Raw genomic sequence first — 26,930 nt, 5'->3', positions numbered from 1 at the left:
AACGGAAAGGAGAAGACCGTGATTTATTTAGATAACAGTGCAACAACTAAACCATATAAAGAAGCGCTTGATTCTTTTATGAAGGTTTCTTCAGAATACTTTGGGAATCCCTCTTCCCTGCACGAATTTGGAGGTAAGGCAGAGAGACTGCTCATGCAGGCGCGTGAGCAAAGTTCCCAATTGCTGAATGTTAAGAGCAATGAAGTGTTTTTCACATCCGGAGGGACAGAGAGCAATAATCTTGCTATAAAAGGAACTGCATTAATGCATAGAAAAAGAGGGACCCATATTATCACCACCGGGCTGGAGCATGCATCTGTAAGGGAAACTGCTGATCAGCTGAAGGAATTGGGCTACCGCATAACCGTAATTGAACCGGATAGTAAGGGTATTGTCCATGCTGAAGACATTGAAAAGGAAATTACACATGAAACTGTTTTAGTCTCTGTTATGCACGTAAATAATGAAATTGGTTCCATTCAGCCAATTAATGAAATAGGAGAGATGCTGAAGAAGCATGCGCGGGTCATTTTCCATGTAGACAATGTTCAGGGAATCGGCAAGGTGCCCCTTGACCTTTATCAGGCCCGCGTGGATCTGTGTACGATTTCGGCTCATAAATTTCACGGTTTGAAGGGAAATGGGGTTTTGTTCATTCGTGATGGACTTCGTCTTTCGCCGCTGCTATCCGGGGGCAATCAGGAATGGAGAATGAGAAGCGGTACGGAAAATGTAGCTGGCATTGTAGCTATGGCAAAGGCACTAAGGCTTACGATGAATAATATGGAAAGGCACTTAAGCCGGCTTACATCCATCAAAACCTATCTTATGGAGGAAGCGGGAAGAATTGAGGGCATTACAGTTCATACCCCTGAAAAAGATTCTGCTCCCCACATCGTCAATTTCTCCATAAAAGGATTCAAAGCGGAGGTATTTGTCCACGCTTTAGAAGAGCGCGGAATTTTTATTTCAACTACAAGTGCCTGCTCTTCGAAGAAATCTGCTGCCAGCAGTACCCTGATGGCTATGGGAATTCCTGAAAAGGATGCGAAAAGTGCAGTCCGGGTCAGCTTGTCTTATGATAATACGAAGGAAGAGGCAGAAATTTTTATACAAGCAGTAAAAGAGACCGTTATTAAGCTAAGAGAGGTTATGAAATCATGATAAATTATGACCGTATACTTATACGATATGGAGAAATCTCCACAAAAGGCAGAAACCGCAATATGTTTGTCGATAAATTAAGAAGAAGCATATACGATGTGCTGAATGAATTTCCCGGCATCAAGATAGAATCTACAAGAGACCGAATGTACGTTGTTTTGAATGGTGCAGATGGCGGAGAGGTTGCTGATCGCCTTAAAGGGATCTTTGGCATTCAGTCATTCAGTCCTGCTGTGAAAGTCAATAAAGATATCGAAGAAATGAAAGCTGCAGCGTTGGCGTTATTTTTAAAACATTTTGAAGAAGGAAAGACTTTCAAGATTACGGCTAAGAGAGCCGATAAAAGCTTCCCTTTAAATACTGACGAACTTAATCATGAATTTGGCGGACACCTCTTGAAAAATGTGCCGGATCTAAAAGTGAATGTGAAAAAACCGGATATCAATCTGCAGATTGAAGTTCGCGAAGAAGCGGCTTACTTATCATGCGAAACCATTGAGGGAGCCGGCGGACTTCCTGCAGGCTCGAGCGGTAAAGCCATGCTTATGCTCTCCGGAGGAATTGACAGCCCGGTAGCAGGCTACTTATCCATGAAGAGAGGATTGGAAATTGAAGCTGTCCATTTTCACAGCCCGCCTTTCACGAGTGAGCGTGCAAAGCAAAAAGTAATTGATTTGACAGAAAAACTTGCGAATATTGCTGGAAACGTTGTTCTCCATATTGTCCCGTTTACAGAAATCCAGCAGCTGATCCATCAGCAGGTTCCGTCTAATTATACGATGACAGCAACAAGACGATTAATGCTGCGGATCACTGATGAAATCCGCGATAAAAACGATGGCCTGGCCATTATCACAGGGGAAAGCCTTGGACAGGTAGCAAGCCAGACGCTTGAGAGCATGTTTGCCATTAACGATGTCACGACAACACCTATCCTGCGGCCGCTGATCACAATGGATAAATCAGATATCATCGACATTGCCCAAACCATCGATACCCACGACATATCCATCAGGCCGTTCGAAGATTGCTGTACCGTTTTTGTTCCATCATCACCCAAAACAAAACCAAAACGCGACAAAGTCCGCCGCTTCGAAAGCTTTGTAGACTTCGAGCCGCTTATTGCAAAAGCAGTTAATGATACCGAAAAGATGGTTATTAAACCTCAATCGCACAATGAAGAGTCTTTTGGGGAGTTATTTTGATCTTAAATGCAGATTAATTGTTAAATTTAACTTTAAAAAATAATACAACAATTACCAATTAAATAGTGTATATGGCCATGTGATTCTACACATTCTATACTCACAAGGAGGTGAAAATCACATGGCAAACAACAACAGCTCAAACCAACTTCTAGTTCCTGGAGTACAACAGGCTCTTGACCAAATGAAGTACGAAATCGCTACTGAATTCGGTGTAAACCTTGGTGCTGAAACTACTTCTCGCGCTAACGGTTCTGTAGGTGGAGAAATCACTAAGCGTTTAGTTCAAATGGCTGAACAGCAATTAGGCGGTTTCCAAAGATAATTAAATAATATGGCTACAAGGAGCAGGAATCATTCCTGCTCCTTATTTTTGTGCAAAAAACTTTTTAAATAATAAATAATTTTAAATTTTATAATAATTTAGTATAATAATTCTATAGAACAAGCATCCAAGTTCTAGCAACAGCAAAAGAAATGGTCAGGGGGAGATTTGATGAAACGGGAAGACTTAATCGCACCGGAAAAGTACAACCTCGTATCAGAAATGGAGCGGTTTGCCGGGGATAAGGACAACCTTGCACTTAAGTGGGAAAATGAGCATGGAGAAAAGAAAGAGATTACATACAGTGACCTGATTCACAATGCGAACAGAATTGGAAACGTTTTCTTAGAAAATGGTTTGAATAAAGGGGATGTTATTCTTATCATTGTTCCAAGACTGATTGAAGCGTATCAGGTTTACATTGCATCACTAAAAGCGGGAATTGTTGTTATACCAAGTTCCGAAATGCTTCGTTCGAAAGATCTGCGATACCGCATTAATCATGGCGATGTTAAAGCGATCGTAAGTTATTATCCATATGTTGACCAATTTAAAGATATTAAGGAAGCAGAAGCCCTGCCGAAATTTGTGATAGGCGGGAACGCAGATGGATGGATCGGTCTGGACGAGGAAATGAAACAGGCTTCGCCGGAACTATCATTGGCTGATACCTCCAGGGATGACATGGCATTCCTTTCCTATACATCAGGAACAACAGGAAATCCTAAAGGTGTCGTACATACACATGGCTGGGCATTTGCTCACCTAAAAACAGCAGCACCTAACTGGTTATGCATTAACGAAGGTGATACAGTATGGGCAACGGCAGGTCCCGGCTGGCAAAAGTGGATTTGGAGCCCGTTCCTTTCCGTTCTGGGTTCTGGTGCCACGGGAGTTGTCTACAATGGAAAGTTTGAGCCGAAAAAATATTTGCAGCTATTAGAGGATTACCAGGTCAATGTTCTTTGCTGCACACCGACTGAATACAGGCTGATGGCAAAGGCTGACAATATTCATGAATACAAGCTGCCGGCCCTTCATAGTGCTGTTTCGGCGGGTGAACCGCTTAACCGGGAAGTAATTGATACATTTAAGAAGCATTTTAACGTGAATGTCCGTGATGGGTATGGACAGACTGAAAATACCCTGCTTGTCGGCATTACAAAGGAAATGGAGCTAAAGGCAGGCTCAATGGGCAAACCGACTCCAGGCAACAGAGTCGAAATAATAAATGAAGACGGTGAAGTATGTGCTGTGGGTGAGACAGGAGATATCGCTGTCCATGTAGAAACTCCTGCACTCTTTAAAAATTATTATAAAGACCCGGAAAGAACTGCTATGCAATTCCGAGGTGATTACTATATTACCGGAGATAAGGCAAAGAAGGATGAAGATGGCTATTTCTGGTTTGAAGGCCGCGGTGATGATATTATTATCAGCTCAGGCTATACGATTGGACCATTTGAGGTGGAAGACGCACTCGTAAAGCACCCATATGTAGCCGAATGTGCAGTTGTAGGAAGTCCTGATGAAGTTCGCGGATTGATCGTTAAAGCATTTGTTGTTTTAAGGGAGGGTGTCGATCAAAATAATCCTAACCTTGTTTCAGAGCTCCAGGAGCATGTAAAAGAGCTGACAGCTCCTTATAAATATCCTCGGAAAATTGAATTTTTATCTGAGCTGCCAAAAACGACTTCAGGAAAAATAATGCGTGTGGAATTGCGGAAGAAAGAAGCGGAAACTGCTTCAGCTCAAAACTGAATGCTTTGAAAAATACAGGCGGAATTCCGCTTGTATTTTTGTTATACTATGGTAAATGTGAACTTTTACTTATTAAAGGAGAAAAGATTATATGGGAACGCTATGGCACGGGGGGCCAATATATACCCTTCAACAGGAAGGCCATCAGATAGAGGCCGTTTTTACAGAAGGCAGCCAAATTATTGAAATTGGCTCCCTGGAAGATTTAAGGGATAAGTATAAAGGAGAGATTCAAAAGGAGATTGATCTGCAGGGAAGCACCATGCTTCCGGGATTTGTGGATAGCCATATGCATCTCATCGGGCATGGTGAAAGGCTGATAAGACTCGACTTATCTGAGCACACGTCAAAGCAGGAAGTACTTCTGGCTGTTAAGCAATTTTCAGAGACAATAGAGGAGGGAGAATGGGTCATTGGGGAAGGCTGGAATGAAAATTTATGGGATCAGCCGGAGCCTATATATGCTTCAGAACTGGACCAATATGTTCCCAATCACCCTGTTATGCTGAAACGTGTGTGCAGACATGCTCTTGCAGTCAATTCTCTTGGATTATCTAAAGCAAATATTACTGAAGATACTGAATGTCCTCCAGGAGGAGTAATTGAAAAAGATGAACTGGGAAAACTCAATGGACTTTTGAAGGATCAGGCCCAGGAGCTTTTATACAATGTGATGCCAGCTGTCTCAGAAGGCTATTTAAGGAAGGCGCTTCATGCTGCCATTAATGACGCCTATAAGCTTGGATTGACAGGAGGGCATACGGAGGATCTCAATTATTATGGAGGGTTCACCCAGACCTATCAGGCTTTCAGGCAGGTAATTGAGGAGGAAGGTCTTTCTTTCCGGGCACATCTGCTGGTTCATCATGAAGTTGCTGATGAAATGAAGGAATCAGGCGGAGGATTTTTAGCGGGAAGTAAACATATAGAGTTTGGTGCTATGAAGATATTTGCCGATGGGGCTTTAGGGGGAAGGACGGCTTTGTTAAGCCATCCCTATGCAGATGATCCGTCCACTTCGGGAGTTGCTATTTTTTCACAGGAGCAGCTCGATGCCTTAGTGGAGAAAGCCCGCAACCATGAAATGCCGGTTGCCATCCATACGATTGGAGATTTGGCATTTGAAATGGCATTAAATGCAATAGAAAAGCATCCGTTAGAAGGTCTGGGGCGAGACAGACTGATTCATGCTCAAATATTGCGAAAGGACCTTATTGAAAGGGCTAAAAAACTGCCTTTAATCCTTGATATCCAGCCGAGATTTACAGCCTCCGACTTTCCTTGGGTGATCGACCGTATTGGTGAAGAAAATATGGAGTATTGCTACGCATGGAAGACACTGCTGAAAGAAGGAGTACATTGTGCAGGAGGCTCTGACGCACCGATTGAGCCGGCCAATCCATTTCTTGGTATTCATGCAGCTGTTACGAGAACAAACATAGATGATCCGCATAACACAGTCTATTATCCAAGTGAGGCATTATCTGTGTATGAAGCAGTATGTTTATTCACAAAGGGCAGTGCATATGCTGCTTCCCATGAAAATGATAGAGGCGTCATACAAGAAGGGTATCTGGCAGATTTCACTATTTTAAATGAAGATATTTTTAAAATGCCAATAGGGCAAATTGCATCCGTTACCGTAAACAAAACCGTTATTGATGGAAAAATAGTATACGAAAGATAAATGAAAATGTCAGGTGCCTATCCAATAGGTGCCTGACATTCTTTTTGGCAGGAAAAAATGATTGCAAACATTTTTCTGGCAGCCTTATAATATAAATATTTCGATACTGGAAAGAATTGAGGAAATGAAATGAAAAACAATGAAGTGCAAATGGGAGCTTTATACGCAGGGTTTGCTTACTTTTTATGGGGCATTTTGCCCGTATATTGGAAGTTAGTGGACCACGTGCAGGCTGATGAAATTTTGGCTAACCGGATTTTTTGGTCATTCTTCTTTATGCTGATTATTTTGCTGGTCTCAAAAAAGTGGAGTGCTTTCTCTGCAACACTTAAAGGGTTTAAAACTCACAAGAAGCAGCTTTTCGCCCTTGTGATTGCTTCCATTCTGATCAGCACAAACTGGTTTTTATATATTTGGGCGGTCAATACCGATCAGATGATTGAGGCCAGTCTCGGCTATTATATTAATCCTCTTGTAAGTGTGATTCTGGGCATGCTGGTTTTTAAAGAGAAACTGTCACCTGCGCAATATGTATCTTTTGGATTTGCGTTTGCCGGAGTTATGATTTTGACTGTCAGCTATGGGCGTTTCCCCTGGATAGCCATTGTTCTTGCATTATCATTTGGCCTTTACGGGCTGGCCAAAAAGCTTATAAAAGTAGATTCGGCTGTTGGCTTAACGCTGGAAACATTAGTAGTGACTCCGATCGCATTTATTTATATGGTGATGCTTTTTATGAATGATAAGCAGGCTTTTCTGCATGTTTCGCTAAGCACCGATTTGCTTCTTATTGGGGCAGGTGCAGCCACAGCAGTGCCTCTCTTGTACTTTGCCAAAGGAGCTCAGAAGATACCGATGTCCATGCTTGGCTTTCTGCAGTATATTGCGCCGACAATTACGCTGATTCTGGGAATTTTCGTTTATCATGAGCACTTTACAAAACTTCACATGCTTTCCTTTATGTTTATCTGGCTGGCTTTAACGATTTACTCTGTTTCGAGGACAAAGCTTTTTGCCCATCGGGAAACAAAATTAAAGCGCGGAAAAGGTATTGGTATTTAGAAAAAAGAGTTTCGCACGAACATGCGAAACTCTTTTTTTTATAAAAATGTCCTCTTCACTTTTTCCCAGAAGGAATTGTCTTTCAGTTTTACGGTTTTAATGATTTTGCTGCTCAGTTTTATATCAATTTTTTCAACATGCTGAATGCTTAGGGCTTCATTGTCCATTCCCATTGTAGGATGGTCATTGCCATCTTGAACGACTTTGAGGGTCAGCTTGCGGTCTCCGCTCAGGATAAAGGAGGATCCCAGTGTACGATAGCGGTTGTTATTCAGTGAAGCTAGTTCGCTCACCTGCATGCATGGCAGCAGCGGGTCAACAACTGCTCCATTTACTGACTTATTATAAGCTGTGCTTCCGGTTGGAGTGGCAACAATCATTCCGTCCCCGCGGAAAGTTTCAAAATGGAAATCATCGATAAAGACATCGATTACAAATGTTTTAATTATGGCAGAGCGGATGCTGAATTCATTTAAGCACTGAAAGGATGTCTGGTCATCAACTGTAACATCAATAGTGGGATAGCGTCTTACCTCTACTTGTTCATTTGTCATTGCCTCCACCATCTTGTCTGTATCATCAAGATGGAAATCACAGTACAGGCTAAGGCTTCCGGTCGTCGAAATTCCGGCATACAAACAGTCATCTCTATAGCCGGTTTTCCGGACAGCCTGCAAAAACGTACCGTCTCCCCCTATACTTACAATGATATTGGCTTTTTTGAAGTCATTGACGATTGTAAAGGCATGCTCCTCTGCCAGGCTGTATAGAGGAGCTACTTTTTCCATCGTTTCTTCATCTTTTTTGTGATAGAAGTATATATTGCGTCTTTCAGGCATATTCATTCCTCCAAGCAGTAAGAAAGTCTTTCCCAAATAATTCAAATTTTGCTATGATTATGGTTGTTGAATTCAGTTTACCTTTTTTTGAAACATTTTTAAAGTTTTATACGTATGAAGAATATGTGACAAATAGGTTTTCTGGGAATCATAATCAGTCTAACAAGGCGGCTGATTATGTTAGGAGAGGGCATTTTAAAAGGAGGATTTCTTAATGAATGGAAAACGTTGGGCTGCACTGGGAATAGCAGCAGGTTTGTTTGTATTTTCCGTTGTGATGAATTTTGTGACTGCATTTGCATTTACAGATCTTGAAAGCTCGGTAAATGAACTGTTTGCAGGAGGCAATGAAGCATTTTTGGAAGAAGTTATTGAAGAGGGAAATGCACAGAAAAAGATTGCTGTGCTGGACGTGAATGGAGTGATCCAGGATACTGGTGATGCAGCCTCTTTATTTGCAAGTCCGGGATATAATCACAAAGCATTTATGGATAATCTTGACTATGTAAAAGAAGACAGTACAGTAAAGGCGATAGTCATTAAGGTTAATTCCCCAGGCGGAGGGGTAGTGGAAAGCGCCGAAATACATGATAAGATTATTGAAATCCAAGAAGAAGCAAAGAAGCCGGTATACATATCAATGGGATCAATGGCTGCATCAGGAGGCTATTATATTTCTGCTCCAGCTGACAAGATTTTTGCCAGCCCCGAGACATTGACCGGTTCTCTGGGTGTTATCATGCAGGGCTATAATTATGCGGGGCTTGCTGAAAAATATGGTGTCGAGTTCGTTACGATTAAGAGCGGTCCATATAAAGATATTATGAGCCCTACCAGGGAGATGACGGATGAGGAAAGAAAAATTCTTCAATCCATGATTAATAATTCCTATGAGGGGTTTGTTAAAGTTATTTCGGAAGGCCGAGGATTAACTGAGGCACAGGTGAAGGAAATTGCGGACGGCCGAATTTATGACGGGCGGCAGGCGAAAGAACTGAATCTGATTGATGGTTTTGGCTATGACGATGATGTTATTGAACAATTAAAGAAAGATCATAAATTAAATGGTGCGCAGGTAGTAAAGTATACTGAGAATTTCGGGTTCGGCTCCATGTTCAGCATGGGAGCACGAAAAATCATGGGTGATGACCTGGAAATGGCAGGCGTAATGAAGTTGTTATCACAGCCAAACTCACCGCGTTTAATGTATCTTTATGCTGAATAGGAAGGGGGAGAAAAGATGACTTCAAATGATCCGAATGAAAGAGAGCTTGCCCATTCTGAGTTAAAGCAGGATGAAGGCGGGATCGAGTCAGCCTTTGATGAAGCAGATCCTGCTCGTAAGGAAACGGTCATACAGACAGAAACCCTCCCTATTCAAAAAGCTTCGGCACCCATCAGGTTTGCTGGTTTCTGGATGAGATTTTGGGCGTATCTTTTAGATTTGGCTGTGGTTGGCAGTGTAGACCGGATATTGATCAATCCAATTTTTAGAGCATTGGATATTCCTTTGCATGAAAGCAGTTTGTTTGCACCGATTTCCATAGCAACTGCCATTACGTTTTACGCTTATTTTGTGCTGATGACAAAGTTTTTTGGACAGACGCTCGGGAAAATGGTATTTGGTTTAAGAGTAGTAGATCTTAAAGGAGAAAAGCTGACATGGGGCACAATTTTGTTCCGTGAATGGATCGGCCGTTTTATATCAGTGAGCATTTTTATCGGCTATGTCATTGTAGCTTTCCTGCCGAAGAAACAGGGATTGCATGATCTTTTTGCAGACACTTCAGTGGTTCACGAAAGGCAAAATGAACAAGTCATTTAATGGAGAGATGGAAGCCTGTCACCGCCTGGTGGCAGGTTTATTTTTATTTAGTTGGGCATAATACAAAGCTGAAAGGGTGTGAAAAAAGTGAAGTGGCTCCTGATTGCCGTAATTGCCCTCATACTTCTTTTAATACTAGTTATGATAACAAAACTAAAGATATATTTTCATTTTTATCATGGAAATGATAATGATCATTTAAAAATCCAAGTGAAAGCCTGGTTCGGGCTGATCAGATACAAAATAGAAGTCCCGCTGATAAAAGTGGATGATGACTCGCCAACCATTGTCGTAAAGGAAAAGACAGCAGCAGGGCCACATGAGAATACAACTGGCAAAGATACTAAGCAATTCTCCGCGACTGATTTAATGAATAGTTTGCATGACACGAAAGCTATGATTAATCATATCGTTTCTCTCCACAAAATAATTAGGAAATTTCTAAAGCGTGTAACCATCCGGAATCTGGAATGGCATACTTTTGCAGGTCTTGGGGATGCAGCTCACACAGGGATGATCACCGGGGCTCTCTGGGCGATAAAAGGGAGCATTCTTGGATTAATAAGTCATTATATGAAACTGAAAACGCCTCCCGTTATCACTGTTACTCCCCATTTTCAATTTTCCGTTTCACAAACAGCCATTTCATGTATGATTCATTTTCGGGTCGGGCATGCTATGTTAGCAGGAATTAAACTGATCAAATATTGGAAAGGCGGACGGCCGGATTTCAGAACTAAGCCGCTTTCTGCCTTATCTGATGATGGTACTAAAACTGTCTAATAGAGGAGGAGCAATGAATGTCTGACCATCCTATTCAAGGGCTTATGACAACTGCCATGGAAAACCTGAAAGAGATGATTGACGTTAACACGATAATTGGGGATCCAGTAGAAACCCCTGATGGCAGTGTAATTTTAACCGTTTCAAAGGTTGGGTTTGGCTTTGCCGCTGGAGGAAGCGAATTTATGCTTGATGGACAATCAGGCGAGGAAAAGGGCCACCCGTTTGGCGGCGGCAGTGGAGGCGGTGTCTCCATCACGCCAATCGCTTTTTTGATTGTCAATTCCCACGGGGTGAAAATGGTTCATCTTGATGAAAGCACTCATTTATATGAGAAAATTTTGGATCTTGCCCCGCAGGCAGTCGATAAAATTCAGCAGATGTTTAATAAAAAAGACAGCGGGTCCGGCAGCCATCAAGGCCAGAATCAGCACGAAAACAGTGATGAGTACAACGGACCTAAGCAGGATCTTGATCTCTAAGAGAAGAAGGAAGTTAACTTTCCGATGGAAAGTTAACTTTTTTCTTGGAATGTATCCTTAATAATTGCAAAAAAGATTCTGAAAAGATATGATTTACACTGTACATAAGTGATTAAGGGGGACGATTTAAATGGCATCTATTACGTTCAAAGGAAATCCAGTAACATTGCTTGGCAATGAAGTAAAAGCAGGAGATAAAGCTCCTGAATTCAAGGTTCTGGCAAATGACCTTTCTGAAGTTACACTTGCTGATTCAAAAGGGCAAGTACGTCTAATCAGCGTAGTTCCTTCTATCGACACTGGTGTTTGTGATGCACAGACACGCCGTTTCAACGAAGAAGCTTCCAAGCTTGATAATGTTAAAATTCTTACTGTAAGCGTAGATCTTCCGTTTGCTCAAAAGCGCTGGTGTGCAGCAGCAGGAATTGAAAATGTTCAAACTGTTTCCGATCACCGCGACCTGTCTTTCGGAGAAGCTTATGGGGTAGCCATTCAGGAACTTCGTCTACTGGCTCGTGCCGTTTTTGTAGTCGATTCGAACGACACTGTGACATATGCGGAATATGTCAGTGAAGCAACGGATCATCCAAACTATGAAGCAGCAGTGGAAGCTGCTAAACAAGCGAAATAATATAGAAAATTGGAAGCTCCGGATCCGTTCCGGGGCTTTAATTTTTTTTTGTTCCTCAGCACGAAACTTGTGAATGAACCAAAAGCCCGTTAAAATAGGAAAAAGAATAAGGACGGGAGGAATATGCTGTGAAAATAACTCCGGTTGAGGATTTATTTACGATTTTAAACGAAACGGCTGTAATTATGCAGGAAGAACTGCATTGTACATACTTAGAAGCTCTTGCTGAAACAGGAGAGAATTTATTTCATGAAAGTATTCTTCAGGATGGGCTCAGTGAATTAACAGTTAAAAGGCTCAGGAAGAGTTATGAATCCATTGACTTAAGCAGCTGCACAAAAGAAGAAATCAGAAAATCCTTTCAGCTTGCTATATTAAAAGGCATGAAAGAAAATGTGCAGCCCAATCATCAAATGACTCCTGACGCAGTCGGAATGCTGATGGGGTATCTTGTGGAAAAGTTCATTCAGGATAAAAGCTACCGCCTGCTTGATCCTGCGGTAGGAACAGGAAATTTATTGACCACTGTTATGAATCACCAAAGCGGTAAAGTGATTGAGGCAACAGGGATTGAAATTGATGACTTATTGATTAAGCTTGCTTATATCAATGCCAATTTACAGGAGCACCCCATTCAATTCTTCAATCAGGATAGTCTTGAACCGCTGTTTATCGAATCTGCTGATGCTGCAGTAAGTGATCTGCCTGTCGGGTATTATCCGAATGATGTCCGTTCGGCAGAGTATAAGCTAAAATCAGATGAGGGGCATTCCTATTCTCATCACTTATTTATTGAGCAGAGTATGAATCATGTGAGATCTGGCGGCTATTTATTTTTTATCATTCCTAATGGGATGTTCGAAAGTGATCAGGCTCCAAAGCTTCATGAGTTCATCAAGGAAAATGCCTACATTCAGGGATTGATACAGCTGCCGCTCACTATGTTCAAAAATGAAAAAGCAGCCAAAAGCATATTCATCCTTCAGAAGAAAGGGGAAGGAGTCAATCCCCCTAAGCAGGCGCTCCTGGTCAACTTGCCAAGCTTGTCCAAAACAGCAGAAGCAGAAAAAATCCTCAAGAAAATTGATGTCTGGTTTAAAGAAAACAAATAAGGATAAACGAAAAAGAAGCTGTGCATTTGCCGGCTTCTTTTTAAATGAATAAATATAAGGAAGTATCAGAAAATATTTAATTTAACATGTAAACGATATCATTGCAAGGTGATTCTTGAAATGTTTGGCATACAGTGTTTAAATGGAAAATTGAGAGATATTAATTGTGGCCGATGCACAAAATAAAGTTGTATGACTTTATTTCGCCGTATCACACATTATTATATAAAAGTATGAGTTTAAAGTGACAGATCAGTCCCTTTGAACATTCTAAAGGAGCGGTAGCTTTATGGCAAAAATCATTGCAATTAACGCCGGAAGTTCTTCATTAAAATTTCAATTATTTGACATGCCGAGTGAAGAAGTTATTACTAAAGGTTTAATCGAGCGTATTGGGCTGGATAACGCAGTCTTCAATATTTCTGTAAATGGTGAAAAAATCAAGGAAGTAACAGATATTCCAGATCATGCAGTAGCAGTTAAAATTCTTCTGGACAAATTAACAAATCTGGGGATCATTAAATCGCTTGATGAAATCGAGGGCATGGGCCATCGTGTTGTTCACGGCGGCGAAGCTTTCAATGATTCAGTTGTTATTACGGATGAAGTGCTTGCAAAAATAGATGAACTATCTGAGCTTGCACCTCTTCACAACCCGGCTAACATTACAGGAATAAAGGCGTTCCAGCAGGTTCTTCCAAATGTCCCTGCAGTGGCAGTATTCGATACTGCGTTCCATCAGACGATGCCTGAAAGCTCTTTCCTATATAGCTTGCCATATGAGTATTATGAAAAATATGGCATTCGCAAGTATGGCTTCCATGGAACTTCACATAAATATGTTTCAGAGCGTGCAGCAGAAATGCTTGGCCGTCCGCTTGACCAGCTTCGCCTCATCTCCTGTCACTTAGGAAATGGAGCAAGCATTACAGCTATTGAAGGCGGAAAATCAATCGATACATCAATGGGATTCACTCCATTAGCGGGTGTTACAATGGGTACGCGATCAGGTAATCTGGACCCTGCTCTTATACCATTCATTATGGAAAAGACAGGCTTGAATGCAGATGAAGTTCTTGACGTTCTTAATAAAAAGAGCGGTATGCTAGGTGTTTCCGGCTTCTCGAGTGATCTTCGCGACATTGAAATTCAAGCTGTCGAAGGAAATGAAAGAGCAGAATTGGCTCTTGAAGTATTTGCAAATAGAATCCATAAATATATCGGATCTTATGCTTCCCGCATGTATGGCGTAGATGCTATCATTTTTACAGCCGGAATCGGTGAAAACAGTGATGTCATCCGTGAACGTGTTCTTCAGGGACTGGAATTCATGGGCGTATACTGGGATCCAGCATTAAACAAAGTGCGCGGTGAAGAAGCATTCATCAACTACCCTCATTCACCAGTTAAAGTCATGATTATCCCGACAAATGAGGAAGTTATGATTGCACGTGATGTTGTGAGATTAGCTAAATAAGACTCATAGTAAGGCAAGGGCTTAATAGCTCTTGTCTTTTTTATTGTATCGGGAATATGGCACAATCAGGCTGAAGGAGAATTCCCCATCCAACTTATGCTATACTGAGTCCAAGAAAAAATGTTTTTGGGAGGAATTGCGGTGCCATTGAACGAACGGGAAGAAAGCGTTTTGGCAGGTATTCAGGAGTGGGAAAACAAGCTGTTGAGTTATGAGCCCAATGATTTGGAAATGGTTTATGATAAGTCATTAGAGGGGTCTTTTTCACTGTTGCCAGAAGAAGTTCAGCAACAATTTTTTTCGGCAATGGATAGCTGGCTGTTTCATCTTCATGCGCTTATTCAAGGTTCACAGCTTCAAATGGATGCGAAAGAGCGAATTTTGACGGCAGGGCGTGTATTTCATTCTGATATCGAGACGATCGAAGATCTAAAACAATTAAATATCGACCAGCTTCAATACATAGCTCATCAGCAAATTGCCCGGCATCGTCTTTATTCTTTTGCACAGGGCGGCATTTCCGGGTCAGGCAGCTCTCTCATGCTGGGGGCAGATATTCCTGCAATGGCAGTTATTAATCTTCGTGCCGTACAGCTGATTGCCATGACCTATGGTTTTGAGGTTAATACTCCATTCGAAATGATGAGCTCTCTTAAGGTTTTTCACGCAGCCACACTGCCGCCCCGCATGCAGGGCAGTGCTTGGGAAGAATTAATGAACGAGCTGAAGAATCAGGAAGAATTCTACTTTTATGAAGGAAAAGAAGAGTTGACTGATATCACCTGGATTGAGCAGCCAATGAAGCAGCTTTTTAAAGGAATGGCTATTTTCTTTTTCCGAAGAAAATCGATTCAGGGAATTCCTTTCATCAGCATGGCTATTGGAGCAGGGGCCAATTACCAGCTGACAAGAAAAGTAACTGAATTTGCCCATAAATATTATCAGATGAGATATCTGCATAGAAAGAATGATCAGCAGTGAACTCAAGGATAAATAGGATCTTTAAGTAGAGGTGGTGCCAAAATGAGTACATTAGAGCATAAAAAAGAAGCGCCAAAAGAAGTAAGATGCAAAGTGATCACCGTGAGTGATACGAGAGATGAAGAAACGGATAAAAGCGGAAAGCTGATGATTCAGCTGCTTGAAGAGGCAGGGCATATTATTGTTGATTATGAAATCGTCAAGGATGAAAAAACTCTCATTCGACAGGCCGTATTAAAAGGCTGCGAAAACCCCGGGGTTGACGCTGTACTTACGAATGGAGGCACAGGTATAGCCCTCCGGGACGTAACGATCGAAACGGTTAGAGAATTATTTGATAAAGAAATTGACGGATTCGGTGAATTGTTCAGGATGCTGAGCTACACTGAAGATATCGGGTCTGCGGCCATTCTTTCACGGGCTGCTGCAGGCACAGTGCAAAACAAAGCAGTTTTCTCAACACCAGGATCATCCGGGGCAGTCCGCCTGGCAATGAATAAGCTGATTCTGCCTGAACTCGGACATATCGTCAGGGAACTAAGAAAAGATTTATAAAGGACAAAAACCTTTCCGCTGCGGAAAGGTTTTTCTTATGAATGCATCTTCCCTGAAATATCCTGATTCGTTCGATACCATAGCCACAAATCATTTATGACGGAAGCCAGCTCTGAAATTTCACTGTTGAGTCTGCATGACCTTTCGAAATTGCCTTCATCTGACAGCTCAGCCTGTTTTCTGTTAATATCCGCTTCAAGCTCGGCAATGCGGTCAGGAATCCTGCCTCTTATTTTTTCCCATTGAAACAGGATCATCTGCTGTGTTTTTGGTGAATATTCATCCCATTCCCGATCAAAGGCAGGTATAGGAATGCCAAGACGGCCATTATGTGAAAAATGCTCCTCCATTATGAATCCCCCAAACAATAATCTTGTTTTTATTTTACTATAAAGATGTTTCCGGTGCATGGATGTTTTAGTATTCAATCGTTTTCTGCAGATACTACTATGGAACTAATATGAAGATAAATGAACCTGGTTCACAAGTACTGATTTAATAGAAAGGCTAAGGTATTGGTTTACAGCTTTAATAGATATCGATAGTATATTGACTATTAAGAATATTAAAACAAATAATTGGGGGAGAATATGAAAAGATTTTTAGGGCACTTAACAGTTTTAGGTCTGGTGCTGGGTTTGCTATTGCCTTACCCCGCTGCAGCCCTGGGAGAAGAATTGGGCAGAACAGGAAACAGCCCGGCAGAGCAAGTATTTAAGCATAAAAAAGCTTTAGAATATCCAACCTTGTCAAAAGCAAAGCGCCCCGAGGATGCAGGCTTTTCTTCCAAAAAGCTCAAAGAGGTTGATAAGCTGATCGAGGAGGAAATCGAAAATGGTTTTCCAGGAGCGGCATTAGTCGTTATTAAAGATGGCAAGATTGTTAAAAATTCTGCATATGGTTCAGCCAAAGTCTTTGATGAATCTGATCCTTTAAATCACCCGCAGAAAATGAAAACAAAAACCATGTTTGATTTAGCATCAAATACGAAAATGTATGCCGTTAATTTTTCACTGCAGCATCTTGTCAGTGAAGGAAAGATCAATCTTGAAGAAAAAATTCAGCATTATTTTCCTGAATTTAAAGATTCAGCGGACGATGAGATAAAAGGGAAAGGTGAACTCCGGATCATCGACTTGCTTCATCATACAGCCGGATTTCCTTCAAGCGTCCATTATCATAATCCTGAAAAAGCGGGAGAATTGTATTCCCAGGAACGCAGTAAAACGCTTTCCATGATTTTAAAAACTCCCCTTCAGTATGAACCTGGCACCAAACAGGTTTACAGTGATATTGACTATATGCTGCTGGGATTTATTATTGAAAAAATTACTGGAGAGCAGCTTGACCGTTATACTGAGAACCATATTTATAAGCCTTTAGGGTTAAAGCATACTTTATTTAATCCTCTCCGCAAGGGATTTAAAGAAAAGGATTTCGCTGCAACTGAACTGCACGGCAACACCAGGGATGGCGTCATTTCCTTTCCGAATATCAGGACTTATACTCTCCAGGGAGAGGTTCATGATGAGAAGTCCTTTTATTCAATGGATGGAATATCAGGGCATGCAGGTCTTTTTTCCACGACTTCAGATCTTGCTGTTCTGATGCAGGTAATGCTTAATGATGGGGGCTATGGAAATATAAAGTTATTTGATAAAAAAACAATAGATAAATTTGTAGAACCTTATGATATTAATCCTACATATGGGTTAGGATGGCGTTTGAACGGAGATTCAAGTATGGAGTGGATGTTCAGCGAGTATGCCGGGAAAGAAGTATTTGGGCATACCGGCTGGACAGGAACAGTAACGGTTATAGACAGAGAAAATAATTTAGCAATCGCTCTCCTGACAAATAAAAAACATTCTCCTGTCATCGATCCATTAAAAGATCCGCATAAGTTTCAGGGTGACACATACAGTATCAGTCAATATGGAAGTGTAATATCGGCGGTATATGAAGCATTAAAACATTAACCTATACTGAAGGCAAAAGCTAAATACAGGGCTTTTGCCTTTTTTTAATGGAAAAATTGTATTTATTTTTATACATTTTTACGAATAAGTATTGATTTTTAAATAAAAGGTTGTTAAAGTAAGAGAATAATAAATGAATAAAAACATAATTTAAATGTATATTTATACGTATATTCTAAGGAGGAAATATAAATGTCACAAAATAAAGTTGTTCTTGCATACTCAGGCGGTCTGGATACATCAGTTGCGGTTAAATGGCTGCAGGATCAAGGTTATGCTGTTGTTGCCTGCTGCCTTGACGTTGGGGAAGGAAAAGATCTGAACTTTATCCAGAAAAAAGCTTTAACTGTTGGAGCAGTCCAATCTTATGTGATTGATGCAAAAGAGGAATTTGCTAATGAATATGCATTAATTGCACTTCAGGCACATGCTTTATATGAAAACAAGTATCCATTGATTTCTGCACTTTCACGCCCGCTGATCGCCAAAAAGCTTGTTGAAGTAGCAGAAAAAGAAGGTGCTGTAGCAGTCGCGCATGGATGTACCGGCAAAGGAAATGACCAGGTTCGTTTTGAAGTGGCAATTCAGGCTCTTAACCCTGATCTTCAGGTATTAGCTCCGGTTCGTGAATGGAGCTGGTCACGTGAGGAAGAAATTGAATATGCAAAACAAAATAATATACCTATCCCAATCAACCTGGATTCTCCATACAGCATTGATCAAAACTTATGGGGAAGAAGCAATGAGTGTGGTGTACTGGAAGATCCATGGGCTGCTCCTCCGGAAGATGCATACGATCTTACCGTTTCTCTTGAAAAAGCTCCTGATACACCTGATACGGTTGAAATCGGTTTTGAAAAGGGTGTGCCAGTCAGCTTGAATGGCAATAGCATGAAGCTTTCCGAACTTATTGCCGACCTGAATGAGCTGGCAGGCAAGCATGGAGTTGGGCGTATCGACCATGTGGAAAATCGCCTAGTCGGCATCAAATCCCGTGAAGTATACGAGTGCCCGGGTGCGATGACACTTCTGAAAGCCCATAAAGAGCTTGAGGACTTAACAATGGTTAAAGAAATGGCCCACTTTAAACCGGTTATTGAGAAAAAAGTGGCTGAACTTATATATGAAGGATTGTGGTTCTCTCAGCTTAACAATGCGTTATCGGCTTTCCTGAAAGAAACACAAACATTTGTAACAGGAACAGTCAGAGTAAAGCTCTTTAAAGGCCATGCAATTGTTGAAGGAAGAAAATCCCCTTATTCCCTGTACGACGAAAAGTTAGCAACATATACTTCAGATGATGAATTTGACCATAATGCGGCAGTTGGCTTTATTAAGCTATGGGGGCTGCCGACAAAAGTGCAGAGCATTGTTCAAAACAGCAAGAAGGTGACAGTGTGAAAAAACTATGGGGAGGCAGATTCACAAAATCTGCTGAAGAATGGGTAGATGAATTCGGAGCATCGATTTCGTTTGACCAGGAATTGGTTATGGAAGATATCGAAGGAAGCATGGCCCACGTTTCCATGCTTTCTAATACAGGAATTATTACTGAGAAAGAAGCAGAAAAAATCAAAACAGGCCTTCAGCAGCTAAAAGAGAAGGCTGCCAAGGATGAACTGGATTACTCAGTAAAGCTTGAAGATATTCATTTAAATCTAGAGAGCCATTTGACTGAACTGACGGGACCTGTCGGCGGCAAACTTCATACAGCAAGAAGCCGAAATGACCAGGTGGCAACAGACATGCATTTATATCTCCGCAAGCAGGTGGAGCAAATTGTTGAATTGATCCAGGAAATGCAGGAGGAGTTAATCATCCAGGCTGAAAAGAATGTGGAAACCATCATGCCGGGCTATACTCATTTGCAGCGGGCACAGCCGGTCTCTTTCGGCCACCATTTGATGGCTTATTTCTGGATGCTTGAGAGGGACAAAGAGCGCTTTGCTGAAAGTCTAAAGAGAATTAACGTATCACCTCTTGGAGCTGGGGCGCTGGCTGGCACAACTTTCCCGATTGACCGTGAGTATACGGCTGAGCTTCTCGGTTTTGAAGGCATTTATGAGAACAGCCTGGATGCTGTCAGCGACAGAGACTTTATTTTGGAGTTCCTGTCTTCAAGCTCCATCCTGATGATGCATCTGTCGCGTTTAAGTGAAGAATTCATCCTTTGGTCAAGCCAGGAATTTCAATTCATTGAACTCGATGACAGCTTTGCAACAGGCTCAAGCATCATGCCGCAGAAGAAGAACCCCGACATGGCGGAGCTCATACGCGGTAAAACAGGACGTGTCTACGGAAACCTCATGGGTCTCCTGACAGTATTGAAAGGTCTGCCTCTTGCCTATAACAAAGATATGCAGGAAGATAAGGAAGGGATGTTTGATACTGTAAAGACAGTCACAGGATCACTTAAAATCTTTGCCGGGATGATCCGCACCATTAAGGTTAAAACCGGGCAGATGGAAAAAGCGACTAAAAATGACTTTTCTAATGCTACTGAACTGGCGGATTATCTGTCTGATAAAGGCATTCCATTCAGAGAAGCACATGAGATTGTCGGGAAACTGGTCCTTGTCTGTGTACAAAAGGGATGCTTCCTTGGAGATTTGCCGCTTGATGATTTTAAGAGTGCCCATCCATTGTTCGAAGAAGATATTTATGAAGTGCTGGATCCATATACAGCTGTCAAAAGAAGAAATAGTGCAGGCGGAACAGGATTCAAACAAGTAAGCATCGCGATTGAAAAAGCGAAGGAATACGTCGCCGGCACTAAAGAGGTTGCCAATAAATAGTGAAAAATGGCGCTGCATCAGGCAGCGCCATTTTTTCTACTCTTCTTCTTTATCCGTTCTGACTACGAGGACATCACAGCGGGCATAGCGGGTAATATGTTCAGAAACACTGCCGATGATGAAACGTTCAACCGCGTTCATGCCTGTTGCTCCGCAAATGATCAGGTCAACATTGTGCTTTCTGGCAATATCCTTTGGAACCTTCACTTTAGGAGAACCATAGTCAACTTCATATGTTACATTCTCGATGCCTGCATCCATAGCCGTTCTTTTGTATTTTTCCATTAATTCTGTTGCGAAACGGTCAGCCCTTTCAGCTATTGTACGGTCATAGGCTTCAACAGTGGCAAACGTGCGGGTATCAATGATATGCGCCAATATCAGAGAAGCGTTATTGCGCTTGGCAATTTCAATTGCCTTTTTAAAAGCCCATTCTGCTTCAGTTGAACCATCTACAGCGACTAATATGTTTTTATACTTCATGCCCATTTGAATCTCCTCCTTTACCTATATTATACATCTATAAAAACTGAATATCTGTAACAGAAAATCGAACAATAGTAAGGCTGATAAAAATTTTATGAAGAGGAGCAGATGAAGATGGAAAAGAGAGAACCAAAAGCAGAATCCGGATATTTTTTTGATGAGCAGGGTACAAATGAGGTTAGCGCACAAATCATGAATGCTTATAACAGCGGTGTTATTGATCAGCCAAATGCCGAGTTTGACATGGAAGCTCACGAACGGAATGAAGGCAATCTGCAATAAGAAAAGCAAAGCTCTCATAAATACATGAGGGCTTTTTATATGCTTGTTTGGGAAGAGAAAAATAGGCGATGGAATTGTATACTTTTCCCTAAAATAGCCATATAAAGTTAATAGCGGTATCATTAAAAATACGGAGGTATGCAGAATGCGTATCGGAGTTCCAAAGGAAGTAAAAAACAATGAAAACAGGGTTGCCATGACTCCTGCCGGTGTTATGAATCTTATCCAATTTGGCCATGAAGTCTATATAGAATCGGGTGCCGGGATCGGATCGGGCTTTTCTGACAGCGACTATATGAGTGCAGGTGCACATATTGTTCAGTCTGCGGAAGAGGCATGGGCCATGGATATGGTCATGAAGGTAAAGGAGCCGATACAGAGCGAATATGTGTATTTTCGGGAAGGGTTAATTCTCTTTACATATTTGCATTTGGCTGCTGAACCTGATTTGACAAATGCTTTAATAAATAAAAAGGTTGCAGGCATTGCTTATGAAACAGTCCAGCTTCCCAGCCGGACTTTGCCTCTATTGACTCCAATGAGTGAAGTAGCGGGAAGAATGGCAGCTCAGGTAGGCGCACAGTTCCTTGAAAAAATACATGGCGGGAAAGGAATTCTTCTATCGGGGGTCCCGGGTGTACAGCGTGGGAAAGTTACAATAATCGGCGGCGGTGTTGCTGGAACTAATGCGGCAAAGATGGCAATTGGTCTTGGTGCCAAGGTGACTATGATCGATTTGAATCCAGATCGCCTTCGGCAGCTTGATGATATCTTTGGAAGAGAAGTAACAACTTTAATCTCAAATCCTTATAATATCGCTGAAGCTGTTAAGGATTCAGACCTCGTCATTGGAGCTGTACTGATTCCGGGTGCTAAAGCTCCTAAGCTTGTGACGGAGGAAATGATCAAAACGATGAGCCCGGGTTCTGTTATTGTGGATATCGCCATTGATCAGGGAGGGATTTTTGAAACAACTGATCGAATTACTACCCATGACCATCCCACATATGAAAAACATGGCGTCGTTCATTATGCGGTAGCTAATATGCCGGGGGCAGTTCCGAGAACATCAACAATGGCACTGACAAACGTGACGGTTCCCTATGCAGTTCAAATAGCAAATAAAGGCTGCAAACAGGCATGTCTGGATAATGAAGCTTTATTAAAGGGAGTCAATACATTAAATGGCTACGTGACATACAAGGCGGTAGCTGAGGCCCATAGTCTTGACTACTCAGATGCGAGAACACAATTGGAGCAGCAATAGAAAAAGCTGAAGGCGCCCGTTTATTGATGATATTGATCTAATACAGAATTTATATAAAAAATCCGGGGCTGATTAGCCCCGGATTTTCTGTGGAATTTGTTCAACTCTCTATTTAATAATTTGAAGTTCTTTCGGGAATTTGGTCAAAATTTCTACTCCGTCTGCTGTTACAGCAAGGTCATCTTCAATCCTCACTCCGGCAACACCTGGAACATAGATACCCGGTTCGATGGTGAAGACCATACCTTCTTCAAGCAAAAGCGGGTTTGTTTCTGTTAATGAAGGGTACTCATGCACGCTCACACCCAGCCCATGGCCTAATCGATGCGGGAAATAGTCGCCGTATCCGGCTTCTGCTATCAGGTTTCTTGCTGTCAGGTCAATATCTGCGCAAGTGACTCCCGGTTTGCTCGCTTCCACAGCTGCAAGCTGAGCTTTTAAGACTGTATCATAAATTTCTTTCTGTTTATCATTGATATCACCGTAAGCTACAGTTCTTGTAATATCTGAGCAGTAGCCATTCCAGACAACTCCGAGGTCAAACAGGACTAAGTCCCCTTTTTGAATCTTGGTCATTCCTGGTGTGCCATGAGGGGAAGCTCCGTTAGCCCCCGTCAGGACCATGGTAGAAAAGGACATTTCATTAACGCCTTTTTTCTTTAATGCGTACTCTACGGCAGCCAGAACATCCAGTTCTGTTTTTCCTTCCTGGATCTCGGCACAGCCTGTTTCAATCGCAAAATCAGCCAGTGCACATGCTTCGCGGATGATTTCCAATTCTTTTTCATCCTTAACCATACGAAGCTGACGCAGCTTTGCTTCAGCCGAAACGAATGAAGCACCGCTGAACAGGCCGGAAATGGCTTCATAACGCTCCACATTCATATGCTCTTTTTCAATTGCTGTTTTATTTACTGTTCCGATTCTTTTATGTATGGATGTCTGGATAAATTCCCAAGGGTTTTGAATATCGCTGTACCCAATAATTTCATGGCTCCAGCCGGCATTTTTGGCATCTTCTGTTTCCATAGCCGGACATACGAGGAATGGCTCCTCTTCCTGGAAAACAGCCAGTCCAAGCAAGCGTTCATGAGGGTCGCTTAAAAAGCCGCTTAAATAAAATACATTATCCGGTGATGTGACAAAAGTGACTTGTATATCATTGTCCTTCATCCACTGTGACAGTTTCTGCAATCTGTTATTCATTGTGAACCTCCTTATATATTCATACTTTGAGAGTAGCAACTAAAAACGAAAAGCGCAAGCGCCTTGGTCACGATTGAACGCAGACTAAAAGCGCCACGTCCTGTGGCAACGTCTGCATGACTCCCATCCTCCCAAAAGCTGTCGCTTTCGGTCGTGCGATGTTTATGCTGACGAAGCCTTCCTTGTCCTGGGGGCCTCAAGCACAGGACGAGCCTCCCGGAAAGGCGTTCTTTGCCTTTTTGGGAGGGTTGCCCGAAATGTGGAGGCGACTGCCCAGGGACGACAAGCATAAGACGAGCCCTGCAAGAAGGTGTTCTTTCCTTCTGGAAGGGATTGGTTTATGTCGCGAGTCCCTAGGAGCCGAAACAAGACAGGCTTGTGACCTCGAGGGGGTAGGCGGCTTGCGCTAGACAGTCATCTAACTTCAGAAATATACCTTTAACCTTAGATATTGTAAACTTTTTAAAGATTGCCAATTCGGGTATATATAAAAAGGAAGCAGGAATAATTTATTTTTCGTTGAAGTAACTTACATAAGTGAAAATAGGAGAGGAGCATCAAATTGAAAGTATCATTTCATGGCCATTCAGTAGTAAAAATCGAATCACAGGGAAAAACCATTTTAATAGACCCCTTTATTACCGGAAATGGTTCGACAGACTTAAAAGCTGAGGATCAGAAGCCGGACGTCATCATTGTTACCCATGGACATGGTGACCATCTCGGGGACACGATTGAGCTGGCAAAACGCAATGATTCTCTTGTCATTGCCAACTTTGAGCTTGCCACCTATCTTGAGTGGCAGGGAGTAAAAGCGCATGGAATGTCGATCGGCGGCGGATATAATTTTGACTTTGGAAGAGTGAAGCTGACACCTGCATTTCATGGGACAGGTCTCGAGACGGAAAACCAGGAAATCATCTACCTGGGAATGCCTGCAGGTGTGCTCATCACATTAGAAGGAAAAACCATTTATCATGCAGGGGATACAGGGCTTTTCTCTGATATGAAGTTAATTGGCGACCGTCATCCGATCGATTTGGCATTTCTGCCGATTGGAGACAATTTTACAATGGGGCCGGATGATGCAGCATATGCAGCAGAACTTCTGGGCGCCAAGAAGGTTGTTCCCATTCACTTCAACACATTTTCGCCAATCAGGCAGGATCCGCATAAATTCATCAGCATGCTCGAAGGTGGAGTCGGGCAGGTTCTCGAAGCAGGGGAATCAATCGAATTGTAATATGAAAACGCAGCTTCTGATGGAGGCTGCGTTTGTTTTTTTATAACTAAATCCCGGCCTGTCCGCATACATTTTAGGGAGGACAGGATAAAGGAGGAAGCGAAAGTGAACAAAAACCGATATTTGCTATGCTTGCTGCTTTGCGGCTTGATGCTTTATTATGCAGCTCCAAGAATGGGCGTATTTAATGGAGGGACGGAAGGGATCTTTGCCATCAGCTGGCTGGCACTTGCCCTTTTTGTCATTGCCGGAAACCTGACTGCATTGCTCTATGCGCCGAAAAAAGCGGCTGTTTCGGGGAAGCAGGTGCGCAAATTGGCAGACAGGAAGCGGGCGCACTCCTTAGGCAGGTAATGAAGATTGCCGGAGTCAATTGTATCAAGGCCTCTTTACCCTTATAATGAAAATAAGGAATAATTTGTAGAGGGTGAAAGTCTTGGCTACTAAGCATGAGCAAATATTACAATATATTGATGAACTGCCAATTGGAGAAAAGATATCGGTCAGACAGATCGCCAAGGCGCTCGCTGTGAGTGAAGGGACGGCATACAGAGCGATTAAGGATGCTGAAAATAAGGGATATGTCAGTACAATAGAACGTGTTGGGACCATAAGAATCGAGCGGAAAAAGAAAGAGAATATTGAGAAGCTTACTTTTGCAGAAGTTGTTAATATCGTTGACGGCCAGGTGCTCGGTGGAAGAGCAGGGCTTCATAAAACATTGAACAAATTTGTTATTGGGGCGATGAAGCTTGAAGCAATGATGAGATACACAGATGCCGGAAATCTGCTGATCGTCGGAAACCGGACACAGGCACACGAATTAGCTTTGAAGGCTGGCGCTGCTGTATTAATTACCGGGGGATTTGATACCGAAGACCATGTCAAAAAGCTGGCCGACGATTTGCAGATGCCTGTGATCTCAAGCAGTTATGATACCTTCACAGTGGCGACTATGATCAATCGGGCTATTTATGACCAGCTGATTAAAAAAGAGATTGTACTTGTTGAAGATATCCTTACTCCTCTGCAAGAGGCAATTTTCCTGAAAACAACCGATACAATCGCAGATTGGATGACATATAACCGCGAAACCGGCCACAGCCGATTCCCGGTTGTCGATAATAATCTCAAGGTGCAGGGAGTAGTTACTTCCAAGGATATCATGGGACATGACAAGGAAACGCTTATCGAAAAAATCATGACTAAAAACCCAATGACAGTTGGCGGGAAAACGAGCGTTGCTTCTTCCTCGCATATGATGGTGTGGGAAGGAATTGAATTGCTTCCAGTCGTGGATGAAGCGAATAAACTCGAAGGCATTGTAAGCCGACAGGATGTGCTGAAAGCTTTGCAGATGATACAAAGGCAGCCGCAGGTGGGTGAAACAATTGACGATATTGTCACCAGCCAGCTGGTTATGACACGGGGGAAAACAAAAGGGGATGACGTCTATCGCTGCGAGGTTACTCCGCAGATGACGAACCACCTTGGAACGATTTCCTATGGAGTCTTTACAACCATTGTATCGGAAGCGGCAAACAGAGTGTTAAGAAGCTATAAAAAGGGAGATCTCGTAGTTGAAAATATGACTGTCTACTTTATAAAACCTGTTCAGATTGACAGCATGCTTGAAATCAATCCCAAAGTCCTGGAAGTAGGGCGGAAGTTTGGTAAAGTGGATGTTGAAGTTTTTAACGAAGGTGTCCTTGTTGGCAAAGCCATGATGATGTGCCAGCTGATTGATAGACATTAATAGAGAAATGATAAAAAGCCGCTCAAA

General features: G+C 42.2%; 27 protein-coding genes. 23 read left to right on the top strand and 4 right to left on the bottom strand.

Translation table 11 applies throughout. The annotated features are described in order from the left end of the window. Nucleotides 1-18: 18 nt before the first annotated feature. From BK139_RS16300 to rarD, 6 genes are all read left to right on the top strand, one after another. Nucleotides 19-1,164 (top strand): cysteine desulfurase family protein, encoded by a 1,146-nt coding sequence (locus BK139_RS16300; RefSeq protein WP_076260782.1) that lies wholly within the window; start codon nt 19-21, stop codon nt 1,162-1,164. Continuing rightward, a complete protein-coding gene (gene thiI / locus BK139_RS16295) occupies nt 1,161-2,369 on the top strand; it encodes a tRNA uracil 4-sulfurtransferase ThiI (RefSeq protein ID WP_076260780.1) in 1,209 nt (402 codons plus the stop codon). The genes BK139_RS16300 and thiI overlap by 4 nt, the downstream gene beginning before the upstream one ends. 121 nt (nt 2,370-2,490) lie before the next feature. Continuing rightward, entirely contained in the window at nt 2,491-2,694 is a 204-nt protein-coding gene (locus BK139_RS16290; RefSeq protein WP_035330326.1) for an alpha/beta-type small acid-soluble spore protein, read from the top strand. Nucleotides 2,695-2,865: 171 nt separating this feature from the next. After that, nucleotides 2,866-4,455: an acyl-CoA synthetase MbcS gene (mbcS, locus tag BK139_RS16285; RefSeq protein WP_076260777.1), complete on the top strand. Its 1,590-nt coding sequence runs from the start codon at nt 2,866-2,868 to the stop codon at nt 4,453-4,455. 91 nt (nt 4,456-4,546) lie between these two features. Further along, nucleotides 4,547-6,142: an amidohydrolase gene (locus BK139_RS16280; RefSeq protein WP_076260774.1), complete on the top strand. Its 1,596-nt coding sequence runs from the start codon at nt 4,547-4,549 to the stop codon at nt 6,140-6,142. A 129-nt stretch (nt 6,143-6,271) separates the two neighbouring features. Further along, on the top strand, nt 6,272-7,204 hold the full coding sequence (gene rarD, locus BK139_RS16275; RefSeq protein ID WP_076260772.1) for an EamA family transporter RarD: 933 nt from the start codon (nt 6,272-6,274) through the stop codon (nt 7,202-7,204). Between the two features lie 38 nt (nt 7,205-7,242). On the opposite strand, the gene BK139_RS16270 is transcribed toward rarD, so the two are convergent. Next, nucleotides 7,243-8,043: an NAD kinase gene (locus tag BK139_RS16270; protein ID WP_076260770.1), complete on the bottom strand. Its 801-nt coding sequence runs from the start codon at nt 8,041-8,043 to the stop codon at nt 7,243-7,245. 214 nt (nt 8,044-8,257) lie between these two features. Between BK139_RS16270 and sppA the strand changes: the two genes are divergently transcribed. From sppA to BK139_RS16225, 9 genes are all read left to right on the top strand, one after another. Next, entirely contained in the window at nt 8,258-9,268 is a 1,011-nt protein-coding gene (sppA, locus tag BK139_RS16265; RefSeq protein WP_076260768.1) for a signal peptide peptidase SppA, read from the top strand. A gap of 15 nt (nt 9,269-9,283) precedes the next feature. Beyond that, nucleotides 9,284-9,868 carry an RDD family protein gene (locus tag BK139_RS16260; RefSeq protein WP_076260765.1) on the top strand — a complete coding sequence of 195 codons (585 nt, stop codon included), beginning with the start codon at nt 9,284-9,286 and terminating at the stop codon, nt 9,866-9,868. Between the two features lie 87 nt (nt 9,869-9,955). Further along, entirely contained in the window at nt 9,956-10,651 is a 696-nt protein-coding gene (locus BK139_RS16255; RefSeq protein ID WP_076260763.1) for a DUF2953 domain-containing protein, read from the top strand. Nucleotides 10,652-10,668: 17 nt separating this feature from the next. Further along, nucleotides 10,669-11,133 carry a GerW family sporulation protein gene (gene ytfJ / locus BK139_RS16250; RefSeq protein ID WP_076260761.1) on the top strand — a complete coding sequence of 155 codons (465 nt, stop codon included), beginning with the start codon at nt 10,669-10,671 and terminating at the stop codon, nt 11,131-11,133. Nucleotides 11,134-11,263: 130 nt separating this feature from the next. Further along, entirely contained in the window at nt 11,264-11,764 is a 501-nt protein-coding gene (gene tpx / locus BK139_RS16245; RefSeq protein ID WP_076260759.1) for a thiol peroxidase, read from the top strand. A 128-nt stretch (nt 11,765-11,892) separates the two neighbouring features. After that, the gene (locus BK139_RS16240; protein ID WP_076260756.1) at nt 11,893-12,876 is read left to right on the top strand and encodes a class I SAM-dependent methyltransferase; all 984 of its coding nucleotides are present in this window, start codon (nt 11,893-11,895) and stop codon (nt 12,874-12,876) included. A gap of 289 nt (nt 12,877-13,165) precedes the next feature. After that, complete coding sequence (locus BK139_RS16235) at nt 13,166-14,353, top strand: acetate kinase (RefSeq protein ID WP_076260753.1); 1,188 nt, start codon at nt 13,166-13,168, stop codon at nt 14,351-14,353. 141 nt (nt 14,354-14,494) lie between these two features. Continuing rightward, nucleotides 14,495-15,334: an EcsC family protein gene (locus BK139_RS16230; protein ID WP_076260750.1), complete on the top strand. Its 840-nt coding sequence runs from the start codon at nt 14,495-14,497 to the stop codon at nt 15,332-15,334. Between the two features lie 42 nt (nt 15,335-15,376). Further along, the gene (locus tag BK139_RS16225; protein WP_076260747.1) at nt 15,377-15,889 is read left to right on the top strand and encodes a MogA/MoaB family molybdenum cofactor biosynthesis protein; all 513 of its coding nucleotides are present in this window, start codon (nt 15,377-15,379) and stop codon (nt 15,887-15,889) included. 35 nt (nt 15,890-15,924) lie between these two features. Here BK139_RS16225 and BK139_RS16220 read toward each other — a convergent pair whose 3' ends face one another. Further along, a complete protein-coding gene (locus BK139_RS16220) occupies nt 15,925-16,239 on the bottom strand; it encodes a hypothetical protein (RefSeq protein WP_048008347.1) in 315 nt (104 codons plus the stop codon). A 240-nt stretch (nt 16,240-16,479) separates the two neighbouring features. Here BK139_RS16220 and pbp4b point away from each other — a divergent pair, with 240 nt between their 5' ends. The 3 genes from pbp4b to argH all read left to right on the top strand — a co-directional run bounded on the left by pbp4b (nt 16,480) and on the right by argH (nt 20,663). Beyond that, on the top strand, nt 16,480-17,868 hold the full coding sequence (gene pbp4b, locus BK139_RS16215) for a penicillin binding protein PBP4B (protein ID WP_076260744.1): 1,389 nt from the start codon (nt 16,480-16,482) through the stop codon (nt 17,866-17,868). Between the two features lie 192 nt (nt 17,869-18,060). Next, nucleotides 18,061-19,269 (top strand): argininosuccinate synthase, encoded by a 1,209-nt coding sequence (locus BK139_RS16210; protein WP_076260741.1) that lies wholly within the window; start codon nt 18,061-18,063, stop codon nt 19,267-19,269. Beyond that, nucleotides 19,266-20,663: an argininosuccinate lyase gene (gene argH, locus BK139_RS16205; RefSeq protein WP_076260739.1), complete on the top strand. Its 1,398-nt coding sequence runs from the start codon at nt 19,266-19,268 to the stop codon at nt 20,661-20,663. Before BK139_RS16210 ends, argH begins: the two co-directional genes overlap by 4 nt. A gap of 36 nt (nt 20,664-20,699) precedes the next feature. Here the strand turns inward: argH and BK139_RS16200 are convergent, their stop codons facing one another. Further along, on the bottom strand, nt 20,700-21,152 hold the full coding sequence (locus BK139_RS16200) for a universal stress protein (RefSeq protein WP_076260737.1): 453 nt from the start codon (nt 21,150-21,152) through the stop codon (nt 20,700-20,702). A gap of 111 nt (nt 21,153-21,263) precedes the next feature. Here BK139_RS16200 and BK139_RS24065 point away from each other — a divergent pair, with 111 nt between their 5' ends. Together BK139_RS24065 and ald are read left to right on the top strand one after the other, a co-directional pair. Beyond that, entirely contained in the window at nt 21,264-21,431 is a 168-nt protein-coding gene (locus BK139_RS24065) for a hypothetical protein (RefSeq protein WP_175609141.1), read from the top strand. A 145-nt stretch (nt 21,432-21,576) separates the two neighbouring features. Continuing rightward, complete coding sequence (ald, locus tag BK139_RS16195; protein ID WP_076260734.1) at nt 21,577-22,698, top strand: alanine dehydrogenase; 1,122 nt, start codon at nt 21,577-21,579, stop codon at nt 22,696-22,698. 108 nt (nt 22,699-22,806) lie between these two features. On the opposite strand, the gene BK139_RS16190 is transcribed toward ald, so the two are convergent. Then, a complete protein-coding gene (locus tag BK139_RS16190; protein WP_076260732.1) occupies nt 22,807-23,904 on the bottom strand; it encodes a M24 family metallopeptidase in 1,098 nt (365 codons plus the stop codon). Between the two features lie 562 nt (nt 23,905-24,466). Between BK139_RS16190 and BK139_RS16180 the strand changes: the two genes are divergently transcribed. From BK139_RS16180 to BK139_RS16170, 3 genes are all read left to right on the top strand, one after another. Then, nucleotides 24,467-25,147 carry a metal-dependent hydrolase gene (locus BK139_RS16180; protein WP_076260723.1) on the top strand — a complete coding sequence of 227 codons (681 nt, stop codon included), beginning with the start codon at nt 24,467-24,469 and terminating at the stop codon, nt 25,145-25,147. A 105-nt stretch (nt 25,148-25,252) separates the two neighbouring features. After that, complete coding sequence (locus tag BK139_RS16175) at nt 25,253-25,501, top strand: hypothetical protein (RefSeq protein WP_048008355.1); 249 nt, start codon at nt 25,253-25,255, stop codon at nt 25,499-25,501. Between the two features lie 82 nt (nt 25,502-25,583). Continuing rightward, the gene (locus tag BK139_RS16170; RefSeq protein ID WP_076260721.1) at nt 25,584-26,903 is read left to right on the top strand and encodes a CBS domain-containing protein; all 1,320 of its coding nucleotides are present in this window, start codon (nt 25,584-25,586) and stop codon (nt 26,901-26,903) included. Nucleotides 26,904-26,930 lie beyond the last annotated feature (27 nt).

The sequence above is a fragment of the Paenibacillus sp. FSL R5-0490 genome (genome assembly GCF_001956215.1).
Classification (GTDB): Bacteria; Bacillota; Bacilli; order Bacillales; family Cytobacillaceae; genus Cytobacillus.
The sequence above is the reverse complement of the archived record's forward strand: the minus strand, read 5'-3'. Positions and strand labels throughout refer to the sequence as shown.

Coding starts and splice junctions, on each gene's coding strand:
- BK139_RS16260 (WP_076260765.1), top strand. CDS start 9,284: ATGACTTCAAATGATCCGAATGAAAGAGAGCTTGCCCATTCTGAGTTA.
- mbcS (WP_076260777.1), top strand. CDS start 2,866: ATGAAACGGGAAGACTTAATCGCACCGGAAAAGTACAACCTCGTATCA.
- BK139_RS16235 (WP_076260753.1), top strand. CDS start 13,166: ATGGCAAAAATCATTGCAATTAACGCCGGAAGTTCTTCATTAAAATTT.
- BK139_RS16190 (WP_076260732.1), bottom strand. CDS start 23,904: ATGAATAACAGATTGCAGAAACTGTCACAGTGGATGAAGGACAATGAT.
- ytfJ (WP_076260761.1), top strand. CDS start 10,669: ATGTCTGACCATCCTATTCAAGGGCTTATGACAACTGCCATGGAAAAC.
- ald (WP_076260734.1), top strand. CDS start 21,577: ATGCGTATCGGAGTTCCAAAGGAAGTAAAAAACAATGAAAACAGGGTT.
- BK139_RS16220 (WP_048008347.1), bottom strand. CDS start 16,239: ATGGAGGAGCATTTTTCACATAATGGCCGTCTTGGCATTCCTATACCT.
- BK139_RS24065 (WP_175609141.1), top strand. CDS start 21,264: ATGGAAAAGAGAGAACCAAAAGCAGAATCCGGATATTTTTTTGATGAG.
- tpx (WP_076260759.1), top strand. CDS start 11,264: ATGGCATCTATTACGTTCAAAGGAAATCCAGTAACATTGCTTGGCAAT.
- BK139_RS16290 (WP_035330326.1), top strand. CDS start 2,491: ATGGCAAACAACAACAGCTCAAACCAACTTCTAGTTCCTGGAGTACAA.
- BK139_RS16200 (WP_076260737.1), bottom strand. CDS start 21,152: ATGGGCATGAAGTATAAAAACATATTAGTCGCTGTAGATGGTTCAACT.
- BK139_RS16225 (WP_076260747.1), top strand. CDS start 15,377: ATGAGTACATTAGAGCATAAAAAAGAAGCGCCAAAAGAAGTAAGATGC.
- pbp4b (WP_076260744.1), top strand. CDS start 16,480: ATGAAAAGATTTTTAGGGCACTTAACAGTTTTAGGTCTGGTGCTGGGT.
- thiI (WP_076260780.1), top strand. CDS start 1,161: ATGATAAATTATGACCGTATACTTATACGATATGGAGAAATCTCCACA.
- BK139_RS16270 (WP_076260770.1), bottom strand. CDS start 8,043: ATGCCTGAAAGACGCAATATATACTTCTATCACAAAAAAGATGAAGAA.
- sppA (WP_076260768.1), top strand. CDS start 8,258: ATGAATGGAAAACGTTGGGCTGCACTGGGAATAGCAGCAGGTTTGTTT.
- BK139_RS16210 (WP_076260741.1), top strand. CDS start 18,061: ATGTCACAAAATAAAGTTGTTCTTGCATACTCAGGCGGTCTGGATACA.
- BK139_RS16280 (WP_076260774.1), top strand. CDS start 4,547: ATGGGAACGCTATGGCACGGGGGGCCAATATATACCCTTCAACAGGAA.
- rarD (WP_076260772.1), top strand. CDS start 6,272: ATGAAAAACAATGAAGTGCAAATGGGAGCTTTATACGCAGGGTTTGCT.